General features: G+C 60.5%; 14 protein-coding genes. 5 read left to right on the forward strand and 9 right to left on the reverse strand.

What is annotated here, in order from left to right; genetic code table 11:
• The first annotated feature begins 93 nt into the window (after positions 1-93).
• Positions 94-924, forward strand: a complete 831-nt coding sequence (locus tag PM04_RS03395) for an outer membrane protein assembly factor BamD (protein ID WP_038003617.1) — start codon at positions 94-96, stop codon at positions 922-924.
• A 43-nt stretch (positions 925-967) separates the two neighbouring features.
• On the forward strand, positions 968-2,626 hold the full coding sequence (gene recN / locus PM04_RS03400) for a DNA repair protein RecN (protein WP_038003619.1): 1,659 nt from the start codon (positions 968-970) through the stop codon (positions 2,624-2,626).
• A 6-nt stretch (positions 2,627-2,632) separates the two neighbouring features.
• Here recN and murC read toward each other — a convergent pair whose 3' ends face one another.
• The 9 genes from murC to PM04_RS03445 form a co-directional block, all read right to left on the reverse strand.
• Positions 2,633-4,039 (reverse strand): UDP-N-acetylmuramate--L-alanine ligase, encoded by a 1,407-nt coding sequence (gene murC, locus PM04_RS03405; protein ID WP_038003621.1) that lies wholly within the window; start codon positions 4,037-4,039, stop codon positions 2,633-2,635.
• A complete protein-coding gene (locus PM04_RS03410; RefSeq protein ID WP_038003624.1) occupies positions 4,036-5,133 on the reverse strand; it encodes a UDP-N-acetylglucosamine--N-acetylmuramyl-(pentapeptide) pyrophosphoryl-undecaprenol N-acetylglucosamine transferase in 1,098 nt (365 codons plus the stop codon). The genes murC and PM04_RS03410 overlap by 4 nt, the downstream gene beginning before the upstream one ends.
• Positions 5,133-6,293, reverse strand: a complete 1,161-nt coding sequence (locus PM04_RS03415) for a putative peptidoglycan glycosyltransferase FtsW (protein ID WP_038003626.1) — start codon at positions 6,291-6,293, stop codon at positions 5,133-5,135. Before PM04_RS03415 ends, PM04_RS03410 begins: the two co-directional genes overlap by 1 nt.
• A gap of 88 nt (positions 6,294-6,381) precedes the next feature.
• Positions 6,382-6,912: a hypothetical protein gene (locus PM04_RS03420; RefSeq protein WP_038003628.1), complete on the reverse strand. Its 531-nt coding sequence runs from the start codon at positions 6,910-6,912 to the stop codon at positions 6,382-6,384.
• Positions 6,913-7,011: 99 nt separating this feature from the next.
• Positions 7,012-7,641, reverse strand: a complete 630-nt coding sequence (locus PM04_RS03425; RefSeq protein ID WP_038003630.1) for a d(CMP) kinase — start codon at positions 7,639-7,641, stop codon at positions 7,012-7,014.
• Entirely contained in the window at positions 7,638-8,018 is a 381-nt protein-coding gene (locus tag PM04_RS03430) for a GFA family protein (RefSeq protein ID WP_234702861.1), read from the reverse strand. Before PM04_RS03430 ends, PM04_RS03425 begins: the two co-directional genes overlap by 4 nt.
• Positions 8,019-8,093: 75 nt before the next feature.
• Positions 8,094-9,440, reverse strand: coding sequence for a 3-phosphoshikimate 1-carboxyvinyltransferase (gene aroA / locus PM04_RS03435; protein ID WP_038003634.1), 1,347 nt, complete (start codon positions 9,438-9,440; stop codon positions 8,094-8,096).
• 60 nt (positions 9,441-9,500) lie between these two features.
• The gene (locus PM04_RS03440) at positions 9,501-11,777 is read right to left on the reverse strand and encodes an NADP-dependent malic enzyme (protein WP_038003635.1); all 2,277 of its coding nucleotides are present in this window, start codon (positions 11,775-11,777) and stop codon (positions 9,501-9,503) included.
• A gap of 119 nt (positions 11,778-11,896) precedes the next feature.
• Complete coding sequence (locus tag PM04_RS03445) at positions 11,897-12,664, reverse strand: NAD kinase (protein ID WP_038003637.1); 768 nt, start codon at positions 12,662-12,664, stop codon at positions 11,897-11,899.
• Between the two features lie 172 nt (positions 12,665-12,836).
• Here PM04_RS03445 and glyA point away from each other — a divergent pair, with 172 nt between their 5' ends.
• From glyA to PM04_RS03460, 3 genes are all read left to right on the forward strand, one after another.
• Positions 12,837-14,132 carry a serine hydroxymethyltransferase gene (gene glyA / locus PM04_RS03450; protein ID WP_038003639.1) on the forward strand — a complete coding sequence of 432 codons (1,296 nt, stop codon included), beginning with the start codon at positions 12,837-12,839 and terminating at the stop codon, positions 14,130-14,132.
• Between the two features lie 236 nt (positions 14,133-14,368).
• Positions 14,369-15,232 carry a hypothetical protein gene (locus PM04_RS03455; RefSeq protein WP_038003641.1) on the forward strand — a complete coding sequence of 288 codons (864 nt, stop codon included), beginning with the start codon at positions 14,369-14,371 and terminating at the stop codon, positions 15,230-15,232.
• Positions 15,233-15,293: 61 nt separating this feature from the next.
• Positions 15,294-15,572, forward strand: a complete 279-nt coding sequence (locus PM04_RS03460; RefSeq protein ID WP_038003643.1) for a hypothetical protein — start codon at positions 15,294-15,296, stop codon at positions 15,570-15,572.
• Positions 15,573-15,626: the final 54 nt, after the last annotated feature.

The following is a 15,626-nucleotide window of genomic DNA, read 5'->3' on the forward strand; positions in this document are numbered from 1 at the left end:
ATCCCACTTTTGTCCCTACACGTCCTATGCTAGACCTTGTACAAGTTCTCGACCAAGGGAACGGCACCTGACAGGGCAAGAGGCCAAAATCGAATGATAGGCGGGAAATCCATACTGCTGAGTGCGGCCCTCGTGGCGCTTTTGTCGGCGTGTTCGCAAGGCCCAACAGATGCCGAAGTGCTGCAAAGCCTTGGTCCTCAAGAAATATTTCAGCGCGCTGAAGTGCAATTGGCCAGCGATGATCCAGAAGAAGCCGCGCGCCTGTTCAATGAGGTTGAGCGGCTCTATCCCTATTCCGATTGGGCCAAACGCGCCCTGATCATGGCGGCGTTTTCCTATCACACCGATGGCGACTACGAGAATTCTCGCGCCGCCGCCCAGCGGTTCATTGACTTCTACCCTGCGGACGAAGACGCAGCCTATGCGCAGTACCTGCTGGCGCTGTCCTACTACGATCAGATCGACCAAGTGGGCCGCGACCAGGGTCTCACGTTCCAAGCGCTCCAAGCCTTGCGCACCGTGATTGAGCGCTACCCCGGCTCGGAATACGCGCGTTCTTCGATCCTGAAATTCGACCTCGCGTTTGACCACCTTGCGGCCAAAGAGATGGAAATCGGGCGCTATTATCTCAAGCGCGGGCACTACCCCGCCGCCATCAACCGCTTCCGCGCCGTTGTCCAAGACTTTGAGACCACAAGCCACACACCCGAAGCATTGATGCGCTTGGTTGAAGCCTACCTCAGCCTTGGCCTGCGGGATGAGGCACAGACCGCCGGTGCGATCCTCGGCTATAACTTCCAAAGTTCGCCTTTCTATGACGATGCCTTCAAGCAGTTGACCGGTCAGGGGCTGGATGCAGCCCCGCGCGGCACCGGCTGGTTGGTCGACATTTATCGCCGCACAATCCGTGGCGCGTGGTTGTAACCGGAGGTTAGGGTTGACCCCACCTGACACGAGGCTCGATTAGATGCTGCGCGCGCTCGATATCCGAAACATGCTCATTATCGACCATTTGGAACTGGCGTTTCAGCCGGGTCTAAATGTGCTGACCGGTGAAACCGGTGCGGGCAAATCCATTTTGCTCGACTCGTTGGGGTTTGTACTTGGCTGGCGCGGACGGGCGGAATTGGTACGCGCGGGCGCAGATCAGGGCGAGGTCGTTGCCGAATTTGCGCTTGGCCCCAATCACGCGGCCCACGCGATTTTGCAAGAAGCCGGCCTGCCGGATGAAGACGACACGCTGATCCTACGCCGCGTCAACACGCGTGACGGGCGCAAGACGGCTTGGGTCAATGATCGTCGGTGTTCGGGCGAGGTGCTGCGCGCTTTGTCGGAAACACTGGTGGAATTGCACGGGCAACACGACGATCGCGGCCTTTTGAATACTCGCGGCCACCGTACATTGCTGGACAGTTTCGCGGGCTCTGCTGCACTGTTGGTGAATGTCCGAACCGCTTGGCGGGCTCACGCGGCCGCTCAAACCGCGTTGAACAAGGCCGAGGCGCTGTTGGCCGAAACCCGCGCCGAAGAGGAATACCTGCGCCACGCAGCCGCCGAGCTAGAGGCACTCGATCCACAACCGGGTGAAGACGACACCCTCGATACCCGCCGTCGGATGATGCAGGGCGCCGAACGTATCCGCGAGGATGTCACCAAAGGCCTTGAGGCTATTGGCCTCAACGGGGCTGAGGGCCGGATGAGCGATGCTATGCGCTGGCTGGATGGGGCGCGTGACAAAGCCGAGGGTGCGCTGGATGCCGCGTTGGATGCCTTAGGCCGCGCGCAGGTCGAACTGGGTGAAGCACAAGCCGGGGTTGAGGCGTGCCTCGATCAATTGTCCTTTGATCCGTTTGAGTTGGAAACGGTTGAGGAGCGGCTCTTTGCCCTGCGGGCGCTCGCACGCAAACACGATGTATCCCCCGAGGAATTGCCCGCATTGGCGGCGAATTTACGCGCCAAGCTGGATGCGCTGGACGCGTCTGAGGGCGATATCGCCGCCCTACGCCGCGCCGTGACAGATACTGGCGCGGATTATGACGCCGCCGCCATGACGCTATCCGACCTGCGCGCCAAAGCCGCCAAACGGCTGGATGCTGCTATGGCTGCCGAACTCGCCCCGCTCAAAATGGAGCGCGCCGTGTTCGTCACCCGCCTGACAGAGGCCCCCAAAGGCCCCGAGGGCATAGATGCCATTGCCTTTGAGGTCGCCACCAACCCCGGCGCCCCCGCAGGACCCTTGAACAAGATCGCCTCGGGCGGGGAATTGTCGCGGTTTTTGCTGGCGCTAAAGGTGTGTTTGGCTGGCGATGATCTGTCGACCACGATGATCTTTGATGAAATCGACCGCGGTGTCGGCGGCGCGACGGCGGATGCCGTGGGCCGCAGGCTCAAGGCCCTGGCGGATGGCGGGCAAGTGTTGGTTGTGACCCACTCACCACAAGTTGCCGCCCTTGGCGCACATCACTGGCAGGTCGCCAAGCGCGTCGTGGATGAGGCCACATTGTCCAGCGTCACGCCCCTTGGTGATGACGCGCGCCTTGATGAAATCGCCCGTATGTTGGCGGGTGACACCATCACCGAAGCCGCACGCGCCGCCGCACAAGCCTTGCTCGACGCGGCGCAATAGCAGCAGTTAGCTGGCCGCGAGGCGCGCTGGCAGGCCGTTGGCCCAAGCCGAAATCGTACCCGCCCCTAGGCAGATGATAATATCGCCCTCGCGCGCCTGTTCCCGCACCAAACGCTCCAGATCATCCTCGGAGGTAACGGCCCGAGCGTGGCGATGGCCGTGGCGGATCAGCCCTGCAACCAGATCATCGCGGCCTGCGCCCTCAATCGGGTCCTCACCAGCGGCAAAAACCTCACCGATGCCGACAACATCCGCATCATTGAAGCAGCTGCAAAAATCATCAAACAGCGTATGGAGCCGCGAGAACCGGTGTGGCTGGTGAACCGCAATCACCCTGCCCCCGTCGCCCACGCTTTGACGAGCGGCACGCAGCACCGCTGCGATCTCAACAGGGTGATGACCGTAGTCGTCAATGATCGGAATGCCCTTCCACTCACCGACTTTGGTAAAGCGGCGGTTAACACCCTTGAAGGCCGCAAGACCTTGCTTGATCTGCTCCAGTGTCATGCCAAGGTGCCGGCCCACCGCAACCCCTGCGAGCGCGTTTGACACGTTGTGATCGCCCGGCATGGGCAATGTGCAATCCTTGATCACCTCATCCTCGGCCTGAAGATGGATATCAAAATGCGCCACACCCGCCTCAAACGTCAGGTTCATCGCCCGCACATCCGCCTGCGCATTAAAGCCAAAGGTCATGACGCGACGGTCCGTAATCCGACCAACCAGCGCCTGCACCTCGGGGTGGTCGGTACAGCACACGGCCAGCCCGTAAAAAGGAATGTTCGACACAAAGTCGTCAAAACCCGCCCGCAGGTTTTCGATGGTGCCCCAATGTTCCATGTGTTCGGGATCGATATTGGTCACGATCGCGATTGTTGCGGGCAAGCGGTTGAACGTCCCGTCGCTCTCATCTGCTTCGACCACCATCCATTCGCCCGACCCCATGCGCGCATTGCTGTCGTAGGCGTGAATGATCCCGCCGTTGATGACGGTTGGGTCGATCCCGCCCTCGTCCAAAAGAGCTGCGACCATCGTCGTTGTCGTCGTTTTGCCGTGGGTCCCGGCGACCGCAATGTTGGACTTCAACCGCATCAGTTCGGCCAACATTTCGGCGCGGCGCACGACGGGCAGCCCGTTCAAGCGCGCGGCGTCCAGTTCGGGGTTGCCCGGTTTGATCGCGCTTGAGATCACAACGACCTCCGCTCCCTCAAGGTTTTCGGCGCGTTGACCAACGAAAACCGTCGCCCCCAAGGCCTCAAGGCGCTTGGTGATCTTGCTCGCCTTTAGGTCAGAGCCTTGAACGGTATAGCCGTGCTCAACCAACACCTCTGCAATGCCCGACATGCCGATGCCACCGATGCCCACAAAGTGAATGGGCCCCAGCGCCTGGGGCAGTTTGGTTGCAGTGTTCATTGGCGCGCTCCTGTGTGTGCAAGCTTTTGGACCAAGGCGCCAAGCGCTTGGGCGGCATCCATACGCCCCTGCCCCCGCGCCGCAATGGCCATTTTCTGTGCCCCCTTGGGGCTGCTCAAGACCGTGGCGATCTGCTCGGCCAAGGCTGCGGGGGTAAATCTGCTTTCGGGCATCATGATCGCGGCGTTCGCATCCACAAGGCCGCGTGCGTTGGCGGTTTGGTGATCCCCTGTGGCCGCGGCGAATGGCACAAGAATTGAGGGCCGCCCAATCGCGCTGATATCCGCAACGGTCGAGGCGCCCGAGCGGGAGATGACCAATTGCGCCTCAGTGAAGCGTTTGGGGATATCGTCAAAGAACGGCGCGACCTCGGCCCGGACATCAATGTCCGCATAGGCTTGGGTGACGCGGGCGATATCCTCAGCGCGGGCCTGTTGTTCGACCTTGATCTGGCCCCGCAGCGCGGCGGGCAATTGGCCAATGGCTGCGGGCACCACATCCGACAGGATGCGCGCCCCCTGCGAACCGCCAACGACGACGATGCGCAGCGGATAATCCCCCGGTGGGATGTAGCCCGCACCCGCACGTTCTGCGATGGCTGCACGCACCGGATTACCGACGTGCACGGGCTCAACGCCCTCGGGCACAGCCACGGGCCACGTTCCTGCAGCCACAACAGACACGCGCGGTGCCAACAGCGTGTTCACACGGCCCAGCACCCCGTTTTGTTCGTGAATAATCGTGGGCAGTTTCATAAGAACCGCCGCACCAAGTGCCGGGATCGAAGGGTAGCCGCCAAAGCCCACAACCACCGCAGGCCGGTCACGTTTGAAATCGGCACGCGCGGCCAATACCCCGCGCAAGATACGAAATGGCACCAGCGCCTTGGCCAGCACCCCACCGCGCGCAAAGGTTGCCGAGGAAACCACGCGTCTTTCGACAGCATCCGGAAACCCGCCTGCATAGCGCGCGCCACGGGCATCGGTGGACAAGACAACCCGCCAGCCGCGTGCCAACATATCCTCAGCCAATGCCTGCGCAGGAAACATATGCCCGCCCGTGCCGCCCGCAGCGATGACCAACAACGGGCCCATCAACGGCGCCTCAGCATATCACCAATTTCGCCTTGGGGCCGCGTGCGGGTAAAGCACAGCAGCATCCCCACGAGAATCCCCATCGCAATCAGCGACGAGCCCCCGTAGCTGACGAACGGCAGGGTCATGCCTTTGGCGGGTAAAACCCGCACCGCGACGCCCAAATTGATGAACGCCTGAAGCCCAAACAATGTGATCAACCCGGTCCCCGCAAGGCGGATGAACGGATCCCGTTCTCGCATCAGTCGAAAGAGTGAGCGCACCGTGATCAGCGCAAACAATCCGATAATGATCCACACGAGGATCAGGCCGTATTCTTCGGCTGCAACGGCGATGATGAAGTCGGTGTGAGCATCCGGCAAGGACCATTTGACCTGTCCCTCATTCACGCCTGCGCCGAAAAACCCGCCCTCACGGATGGCATTCGTGGCGAACCCCATCTGGGTGGTCGGATCGACCTCTGGGTTGAGAAAACCGTCAATACGGCGCGCAAAGTGTTCGGACGAGGAATAGGCGACAACGCCCCCTGCCACGACCAACCCGATACAACCGGTCAGCAAAATCATAGGCGCTCCGGCCACGAAATAAAGCGTCGACCACGCCGCGATGATCAGCGCGGATTGACCAAAGTCAGGCTGTGTCGCCAAAAAACCAACCGTGCAAACGGCGACAATGAAGGAGAACGTCTTGCCCGGAGGGCCGTTCAACTCTTGGCTTGCGGCCATCAACCACGCGCACAAAATGACGAAGACAGGTTTGAGGAATTCCGAGGGCTGCACCGATACGAACCCCAATGAGAACCACCGCGTGGCCCCTTTGCCAAAGTCGGTCCCAAAAACCGGCAACATCGCCACCGCCAGAAACGCCGCGAAAAAGCCCAACACACCAAGCCTGCGCAATTGGGTCGGCGACAGCATCGACACGACCAACATCACCGACAGCGCCATCATTCCAAACACACCCTGCCGCAGCACGTAGTGGAAGGGCATCAGGCCATTACGCTCCGCCAAAGGCGGTGACGCCGCAAAGCCGAGCAAAAGGCCAATCGCAAAAAGGATGAAGATACATGTCAGGGTGACACGGTCCACTGTACGCCACCAGCGTGAGAGGATCGCCTCGCCCGGTTGCACGATCACCGTGCCATGGGCCATTTCCGTCATGGGATGCCTGCTTTGGTCTAATATGTTCTGCTCATGCCCTTTTCGGGCTTATCACCTTAGCCTACCTCAAAGACAGACCTGTGACCACTTAAATGTCCTCTCCTTTGCGCAGCAATTCGCTGAAAAGGTCTTGGTAAAGGCCGTTGCTGTCGCCACCGCCAAAAGTCTGCGCCCCACCGGAATAAAGCGTGCCATATGTGCGGGCTAGATTGACGGTTTGGATCAACGCAGAAATGAATTGCTCCCGCTCCAGCGGGCTGAGCGGATGAATAAATGTGCCCCACAACCGCCCATTGGCGACGGCGTATCGAGCATCAAGCGCTGTGTCGAAATTGGCCTGCATGAGCCGCATCAATTCGTCCGGCTCCAAACCTTCGGCACTGCGGATCGGCACCATCGCCCGCATGCGATCCGCCACGGGGTCCGAGACAATGATGACCGGGATATCCTCAATCGTCAGCTGAAAGCCCGTAGCAAATACCTGCGCCTCTGGGTCGATGGTTTGGACAATCGCGCCCATCCGCTCCAGCGTCATGGAGCGTTCTTGCGCATAAGCGGGCGCGGCGAACACAAAGGCCCCAAGGGTAACCGCGATAATCAGGCTGGGCGGAAAGCGCATATGAAATCTCCTGTAGGTCAGGAGAAGCCTAGAACGCGCCCAAGCCATCAGACAAACCACAACTTCGTGCGTGGCATGATCCATTACATGAAGTTTAGATCATAAATTATTGATAATAAAATCTTTACGTGAATGAACATGCGCAACCGCCTTAGCCACAGCCTCTGGAATTGCCAGATCAGAGGTATCAATCACGAGCGCATCATCCGCTGCAACCAAGGGCGCCTCAGTCCGGTCGCGGTCGCGGGCATCGCGGGCCTCTACATCGGCAAGGACCTGCTCCAGCGCAAGGTTCGGGTCCTTTTCTGACAGCTCCAGCCAACGGCGGTGCGCCCGAACTTCGGCGCGCGCAGTGACATAGAGCTTGGCCTCCGCACGCGGGCAAATCACGGTGCCTATATCGCGCCCGTCCAGCACCGCGCCCCCTGAGCGCGTCGCAAAGGCCCGCTGAAAATCCACAAGGGCAGCGCGTACATCGGCGATCACTGCGACCTTGCTTGCGGCCTGTGCCACGGCAGCAGTGCGCAGGCCTTCTGCGTTCAGGTCCTCGGCAATCAGTGTCTTTGCGGCCTGAACCGGGTCCATGCCCGCATCCAGCACCTTACGCCCAACCGCGCGGTACAGCAGGCCCGTGTCCAAATGCGCGAGGTCAAAATGCGCGGCCACCGCCTTGGAAATAGTGCCCTTGCCCGCTGCCGCCGGGCCATCAATCGCGACCGTAAATCTCATGAAGGGACCTCCGGGCCTGATCGGCCCGCCGCGAAACAGGGTAAATCTTCGCCTGCGGTATAATAGTCGCCCTTATCGGCATAGTAGATGTGTCCATCCATGCGCAGCCCCGTTGGTGCATCAAACGCGCCCGCCATCAGATAGACCAATCCATCGTATTCTTCCCAAAACAAATAACTGCCGCAGGTTCCGCAAAACCCACGCCGGGCACCGGGTGTACTGTTATACCACTTCGGCGTGCCGGACAGTGTTACATCGGCCCAAGGTGCAGGCACGGCAGCGGCATAGTGGCCGGTTTGTTTGCGGCATTGGGTGCAATGGCACGCGGTCACTGGCCCCAACGCGCCCGCAACTTCATACGTGATTGCCCCACACAAACATCCGCCCTGTTGCACTGCGCGTTCCTTTCCTGAACCGCGAGGCCCCACACGGGAACCCGCCTCCAAATGTTTTTAGGCTTTCACCAAATCCGCGCCCAAATCCGCCATCAACCCCTCAAAGATCGGGAAAGACGTGGCGATTGGCCCGCCATCTTCGACGATGATGGCGGTCTTAGCGGCCATGCCAGCCACAAGAAAAGACATCGCGATGCGGTGATCAAGGAAAACCTCGACGGTGGCGCCGCCGGGCATTGCGCCGGGGCCCATGCCCTCAACCTCCCACCAGTCGGGGCCTTCGTCCACGGTGACACCGCAGGCGCGCAGACCTTTGGCCATAGCGTCGATGCGGTCACATTCCTTGACGCGCAGCTCCTTGACGCCGCGCATCACGGTCCGCCCTGTGGCGTGTGCCGCGACAACCGACAGCACTGGATATTCATCAATCATACTGGCGGCGCGTGCGGGCGGCACCTCAATGCCGCGCATGTTGGGCGAATACCGCGCACGCAGGTCGGCAACAGGTTCGCCCCCCTCCTCACGGAGGTTTTCGTACGTCAGATCAGCACCCATATCGCGCAGCGTTTCAAACAGGCCCGCGCGTGTTGGGTTCAGGCCAATGTTGGGCACCAGCACATCCGAGCCCGGCACAATCAGTGCCGCACAGACCGGGAATGCCGCGCTGGAAGGATCGCGAGGCACGACAATGGTTTGGGCGCGCAGCTCTGGCTGGCCGGTTAGGGTGATTTCGCGCCCCTCTGGCGTGTCGACCACCGAGATTTCTGCACCAAAGCCGGCAAGCATCCGCTCTGTGTGGTCGCGGGTCGCTTCCTTTTCAATCACAACCGTTTGGCCAGGCGCGTTCAAACCCGCCAGCAGAACGGCGGATTTGACCTGAGCCGAGGGCACGGGCACGACATAGCGCACCGGCACAGGGTCCGCGGCCCCAACAACTGTCATAGGCAAGCGCCCGCCAGAGCGGCCCACAGATTGCGCACCGAACAATGCGAGCGGATCGGTCACGCGCGCCATAGGGCGTTTGTTCAGGCTGGCGTCGCCCGTGAACGTCACTGCCATATCAGAGGTCGCCATGCAGCCCATGATCAACCGTACGCCCGTACCGGAGTTGCCGCAGTCAATCACTTGATCAGGCTCGGCAAAACCACCAATACCGACGCCGTGCACATGCCATGTGCCATCCTCATCCCGCGTGATATCCGCACCAAAGGCCTGCATCGCCTTGGCGGTGTCCAGAACATCCTGCCCCTCAAGCAACCCGGTGACGATGGTCTCTCCCACCGACATCGCCCCCAAAATGAGCGAGCGGTGAGAGATAGACTTATCGCCGGGCACGTGGGCCTCGCCGTTGAGCGGGCCACAAGGGCGGGAGGTCATCGGAATGGGGGTGCCGTGGGCGGACATGGAGGCCTCATATTTGGTTTGCGCCCGTGATAGACGCCCACACGCCCGGATGCCAGTGCCCTACCCGTAGGATTTCACCGGTGTCCCCGCCAAAGCCGAAATATTCAGCAACCCACGCGCCGTAATCGATGGTGTTACGATCTGCGCCTTGTTGCCCATACCCATCAAGATCGGTCCGACCTCTAGGCCACCGCCACGCATTTTTAGGATGTTGCGCGCAGCACCTGCCCCATCCGTAGAGGCAAAGACCAGGACGTTTGCCGCCCCGTCCAGCCGGGAGCAGGGCAAGTAGCGATCCCGGAGTTCTGGATCGAGCGCGCTGTCGACATGCATCTCGCCTTCGTAAGCGAAATCAAGCTGTTGCGCATCCAACTGGCGCAAAGCCTCACGCATAACGCGGCCCGATCGGCTATCAAGATTCCCGAACTGAGAGCCCGAACACAGCGCAACCTTGGGCTGCACCCCAAACCGCCGCACGTGGCGCGCAGCCCCGATGACAGAATTCACAATCTGCTCAGGCGTGGGTTCCGCGTGGACGTGCGTGTCCGCGATGAACAATGGGCCATCCTCTAGGATCATGAGGCTGAGCGCGCCAACCGGGCTGAGCCCGTCGCGACCAAGGATTTGCTCAATGTAGTTCAGGTGCCACAGGAATTGGCCAAAGGTACCGCAAATAACCGAATCCGCTTCACCGCGCTGCACCATAACCGCGCCAATCGCAGTGGTGTTCGTGCGCATGATCGCGCGCGCCAAATCGGGGGCAACACCGCGCCGTGCCATCAGACCGTGGTACGTCTCCCAGTATTCGCGGTAACGGGCATCGCTTTGCGGGTTAACGATTTCAAAATCGCAGCCGGGCTTTACGGTCAGGCCCGCTTTTTCTGCGCGCGCCTCGATCACCTCGGGCCGCCCGATCAGGATTGGCACATCGGTGGTTTCCTCAACCACGGCTTGGGCGGCGTGCAAAACGCGGACATCTTCACCCTCAGCGAAAACGATCCGACGTTCGGCATTGGCCGCCGCCGCAAACACGGGCCGCATGATGAGTGCGGATTTAAATACCGATCCATCAAGCTGCTCTTTGTAGGCCTCGATATCGACATGCTTGGTGGCGACGCCGCTTTCCATCGCGGCCTTCGCGACAGCGCTTGCCACGACGCCCATCAAGCGCGGGTCAAAGGCCTTGGGGATCAGGTAGTCAGGCCCAAATGTCAATTGTTCACCGGCATAGGCGGCGGCGGCCTCGGCACTGGTGGTGGCGCGCGCAAGGGCAGCGATGCCCTCAACACAGCCGATTTTCATCGCCTCGTTGATCTCCGTCGCGCCAACGTCCAGCGCCCCGCGGAAGATAAACGGGAAACACAGCACGTTGTTGACTTGGTTGGGAATATCGCTGCGACCCGTGGCGATCAGCGCATCGGGGGCAACACTGCGTACTTCTTCGGGCAGGATTTCTGGCGTGGGGTTCGCGAGCGCGAAGACAATCGGGCGCTTGGCCATTTTGGCGACCATCTCAGGCTTTAAAACGCCGGGACCGGACAGGCCCAAGAAGAGATCGGCCCCTTCGATCACATCACCAAGGCTCGCGGGTGTGGTGCCCTGCGCATAGGCCGCCTTTTGAGGTGTCATTTCCTCGGCCCGGCCCTCGTAAACGAGGCCCGCGATATCGCACAGATAGACGTTCTCACGTTTGACACCAAGGCTAAGCAGCATGTTCAGGCACGCGATGCCAGCCGCACCGCCACCCGTCGAGACGACCTTGATGTCGGCCCAATCTTTGCCCACCACCTTCAGCGCGTTCAGCGCGGCAGCCCCCACAACAATCGCGGTGCCGTGCTGGTCATCGTGGAACACGGGGATGTTCATCCGCTCGCGGCAGATCTTCTCAACGATGAAACAATCGGGGGCTTTGATGTCTTCTAAGTTGATGGCGCCGAACGTCGGCTCAAGCGCGCAGACAATGTCGGCCAACCGCTCTGGGTCAGATTCGTTCAACTCAATGTCAAAACAATCGATGTCAGCGAATTTCTTGAAGAGGACGGCCTTGCCCTCCATCACCGGCTTGGAGGCCAGCGCACCGATATTGCCAAGCCCCAAAACAGCCGAGCCATTGGTGACCACGGCCACGAGGTTTCCGCGCGCGGTATAGAGGTTGGCATTGGCCTTGTCGGCCACAATTTCGGTACAGGCGTCGGCGACACCGGGGCTGTAGGCCCGCGCAAGATCCCGTCCGTTCGCCAAGGGCTTGGTGGCCCGGATCTCTAGCTTGCCCGGCTTGCCTTCAGCGTGATACCGCAGCGCGGCTGTGCGAAGACTTTCTTTGACTTCCTCGGCCATATTCCCTCCCCTTCAGAAATGGTTCACCATTAAACTATTTATTTCCTATCGGAAACGAAACCGGGTCACCACTGGAAATTGTAACGTTGCGCGCGGCACCCCGCCGCACAACAAACGGCTTAGGTAAACTGCTCCCGCAGCAGCCGTTCTTCTAACCCGTGACCGGGATCAAACAGCAACCGATGCGCGATTGCGGTCTCAGAGTAGATATCCACCCGCACGACACCGCTGACGGAGCGGGAGTCGGTGTCCGCCCGCACGGGCCGCTTTTCGTGTTGCAGCACGTCGAACCGCACCACCGCCCGTGACGGCAACAACGCCCCGCGCCAACGCCGGGGCCGAAACGCCGCCATCGCCGTCACGGCCAAAACGTCGGACCCGATTGGCAGGATTGGCCCGTGAGCAGAGTAATTATAGGCGGTGGACCCTGCTGGCGTGGCAACAAGACAGCCGTCACACACCAACTCATCCATACGCACGCGCCCATCCACCGATATGCGCAGTTTGGCGGCTTGCGCCCCTTCGCGCAGCAAGGACACCTCGTTGATGGCCAACGCCTCAACCGAACTGCCATCCGCCGTCCATGCCGTCATCTTGAGCGGATGGGTCACGGCCTCTTCTGCCGCTTCAAGGCGCCCAATCAGGCCGTCTTCGGCGTATTCGTTCATCAAGAAACCGACCGTGCCGCGATTCATACCGTAAACGGGCGCGTCGACCCCCATGCTGCCGTGCAGGGTTTGCAGCATAAAACCGTCGCCCCCCAATGCCACGATCACATCGGCGTCTTGCGGGTCGAACTGGCCATAGCGGGCGGTCAGCGCGGCCAATGCTTCCTGCGCGTCAGCGGCCGGTGAGGCCATGAAACAAATATTCCGCGCAGCGGGCATGACAAAAACACTCCGTTGGTTTCCAAAACACTGCACTCGGGCCGATCCGAAACACAAGAGGGCCCTTTTGCCGCTCCCGGCGTATACATGTGCGCATTCCAGACTTCCCACCGGGCGCACAACCCCTTACACAACGCGCAACGTAAAACGTCTGCACCTCAGGAGAGAGCCTATGAACGCCCCGCACCGCGCCCCCGGTTTCTTCACCACCTCCATCGCCGAAAGCGATCCGGAGCTTCACGCCGCCATGCAAGACGAGCTTGGCCGTCAGCGCGATGAGATCGAACTGATCGCCTCTGAGAACATCGTTTCTCAAGCCGTGATGGAGGCTCAGGGCTCGGTCCTGACCAACAAATACGCCGAAGGTTATCCCGGACGCCGTTACTATGGCGGCTGCCAATACGTCGACGTGGCCGAGAACCTTGCACGGGACCGTGCCAAGGAATTGTTCGGCTGTGGTTTCGTAAACGTACAGCCCAACTCTGGCAGCCAAGCGAACCAAGGTGTGTTCCAGGCTCTGCTAAAACCCGGCGACACCATCCTTGGCATGTCGCTTGATGCAGGCGGTCACCTGACCCACGGCGCCAAGCCCAACCAATCGGGCAAGTGGTTCAACGCCATCCAATACGGTGTGCGCGAAGACGATTTGCTGCTGGACTACGACCAAGTCCAAGCGCTTGCGACTGAGCACAAACCTCAGATGATCATTGCTGGCGGTTCGGCCATCCCACGTGTCATCGATTTTGCACGGATGCGCGAAATTGCCGATAGCGTTGGCGCCTACCTGCTGGTCGACATGGCGCACTTTGCAGGCCTCGTTGCGTCGGGCCACTACCCCTCGCCCTTCCCGCACGCGCATGTGGCAACCACGACCACGCACAAAACGCTGCGCGGCCCCCGTGGCGGCATGATCCTAACGGACGACGCGGATCTGGCGAAAAAGTTCAACTCGGCGATTTTCCCCGGCATTCAGGGCGGCCCGTTGATGCATGTGATCGCAGGTAAGGCCGTGGCCTTTGGTGAGGCCCTGCGGCCCGGTTTCAAAGAGTACCAGACCCAAGTGATCGCGAACGCCAAGGCGCTTGCGGATCAGTTGATCAAAGGTGGTCTTGATATTGTCACCGGCGGCACCGACACGCACTTAATGTTGGTCGACCTGCGCCCAGCAGGCGTGAAAGGCAACGCAACTGAGAAAGCCCTCGGCCGCGCCCACATCACCTGTAACAAGAACGGCATCCCGTTCGACACCGAAAGCCCAATGGTCACCAGCGGCATCCGCCTTGGGACACCTGCCGGTACCACCCGTGGTTTTGGGGAGCCTGAGTTCCGCGAAATCGCCGATCTGATTGTTGAGGTCGTGAACGGCCTCGCGGCAAACGGCGAAGACGGCAACGCAGAGGTCGAAGCCAGCGTCCGCGCCCGCGTCCAAGCGATGTGCGATCGTTTCCCGATCTATCCCAACCTCTAAGTCAGGCGTCGGCGGGATATCCCCGCAGGCCCGTCGCAAAGACCAAGCCCGCTCGACAGAGATGTTGAGCGGGCTTTTTTCTGCTCATGCTTTGGGATCTACGCAGCATCTCACACGCCTATTCACCTGCACACCGGGCGTACCGCCCGCTTTTGCCGCGCTCTACACCCACCAGATTCATTGATCGCATGGCAAAAATATGCCACTCCTTAAGCCTTTATTAAGGATTAAAACAAATGCGCTTTTTCGGTCTGGCGCGCGGATGCATCGCAGCCACTGCTTTTTCACTGATCGCCCAAGATGCGACAGCTGTCACAACCTATGCGTCGATCTACGGGTACAACCAAGGTGTGCGATACAATTGGTACAATAACGACATCATGTACGACAGCTCAGGCACATATGTGAATGCCTCGGGCGAAACCGGTTGGGGCACGATGGGCGCTCGCGTGGACCGCGGAGCAGGCACGATTGAGAGCAACGCCTATGGCCTCATTTTCCGCGACTATTGTGTGGCCGGTGGCGCGACATGTGACACTGGCGGCGGCGGTATGATTGCCATGGTGGATACTTTCACGCTTTCCGGTGTGGGCGACATCACATTTTTCATGGATATAACGGGCACGTCCCACGGACATGAGCCTGCTAACACCAGCGCCGCCTCCATGAGCATGTATGCGCCAGACGCGGTTTCCCCGGGCAGAGGCCCAATGGTCCGATCCGGTGAGCGTAAGGCCGCGCCCGAATTGGGGCCGAATGCCTTCAAATATGATCGGCTGGAATTGCATCTGAATGTCATCCCAGAGGATGCCTTTGGCCCGCCCTACACGTTCAATATGCGCTGGATGCAGCGGGTGGATGCCTTTGTGTCCACGGATATGCCGGGTGATCTGTCCGGCGCGTCGCTATCGATGAAATCGCAACTGGGTGTTGAGGTGACAAGCGGTGTGACCATTACCTCTGCCTCAGGTGTGTTTCCAATCACGAGGCTGGCACCGGTTCCTGCCGATCCGGTCGCACCTGTGCCACTGCCCGCCTCGGGGGCGGCTTTGCTCGCGGCGCTTGGCCTTTTGGGATGGGCGCGACGCAGGCGGACCTAACCCCCTTGCGTGGAGGACGTGCCCCCCATACTTTGACCGCGCAATCACTGGAGCATGAGTTTTGCGCAGCACGCCCCACATCCTGTTGTCCGTCACCCTAGCGCTGAGCGGTTGCGCCGACTTGCCCGACGTTTCATCGACGGTTTCGCCCGCGGCACAGGCCTCGGATTACCCAGAACTGATCCCTCTTGCGCCCCTTTTGGCCACTCTGCCCCCAGCAGAGACCCCGAATGACATGCCCCAAGCGGCCCTCCCCGCGCCATCTGCGCCGGTTGATCTGGATACTCGCCGTCAAGCCCTACAATCGCGCGCGGATGCGCTTCGTGAGGCGGCTCTTTAACCAAGGCGCATTGCACGCCCGAAGCGGCTGAGCTATCTCCGGTTTAACGCAAAA

Source organism: Thalassobacter sp. 16PALIMAR09 (assembly GCF_000765485.1).
Taxonomy (GTDB): Bacteria; Pseudomonadota; Alphaproteobacteria; order Rhodobacterales; family Rhodobacteraceae; genus Thalassobacter; species Thalassobacter stenotrophicus.

Bases quoted from the DNA above. Each gene is read 5' to 3' on its own strand.
- PM04_RS03445 (WP_038003637.1), bottom strand. From the start codon at position 12,664: ATGCCCGCTGCGCGGAATATTTGTTTCATGGCCTCACCGGCCGCTGAC.
- recN (WP_038003619.1), top strand. From the start codon at position 968: ATGCTGCGCGCGCTCGATATCCGAAACATGCTCATTATCGACCATTTG.
- PM04_RS03455 (WP_038003641.1), top strand. From the start codon at position 14,369: ATGCGCTTTTTCGGTCTGGCGCGCGGATGCATCGCAGCCACTGCTTTT.
- PM04_RS03440 (WP_038003635.1), bottom strand. From the start codon at position 11,777: ATGGCCGAGGAAGTCAAAGAAAGTCTTCGCACAGCCGCGCTGCGGTAT.
- glyA (WP_038003639.1), top strand. From the start codon at position 12,837: ATGAACGCCCCGCACCGCGCCCCCGGTTTCTTCACCACCTCCATCGCC.
- PM04_RS03415 (WP_038003626.1), bottom strand. From the start codon at position 6,293: ATGACGGAAATGGCCCATGGCACGGTGATCGTGCAACCGGGCGAGGCG.
- PM04_RS03410 (WP_038003624.1), bottom strand. From the start codon at position 5,133: ATGGGCCCGTTGTTGGTCATCGCTGCGGGCGGCACGGGCGGGCATATG.
- PM04_RS03395 (WP_038003617.1), top strand. From the start codon at position 94: ATGATAGGCGGGAAATCCATACTGCTGAGTGCGGCCCTCGTGGCGCTT.
- murC (WP_038003621.1), bottom strand. From the start codon at position 4,039: ATGAACACTGCAACCAAACTGCCCCAGGCGCTGGGGCCCATTCACTTT.
- aroA (WP_038003634.1), bottom strand. From the start codon at position 9,440: ATGTCCGCCCACGGCACCCCCATTCCGATGACCTCCCGCCCTTGTGGC.
- PM04_RS03420 (WP_038003628.1), bottom strand. From the start codon at position 6,912: ATGCGCTTTCCGCCCAGCCTGATTATCGCGGTTACCCTTGGGGCCTTT.
- PM04_RS03425 (WP_038003630.1), bottom strand. From the start codon at position 7,641: ATGAGATTTACGGTCGCGATTGATGGCCCGGCGGCAGCGGGCAAGGGC.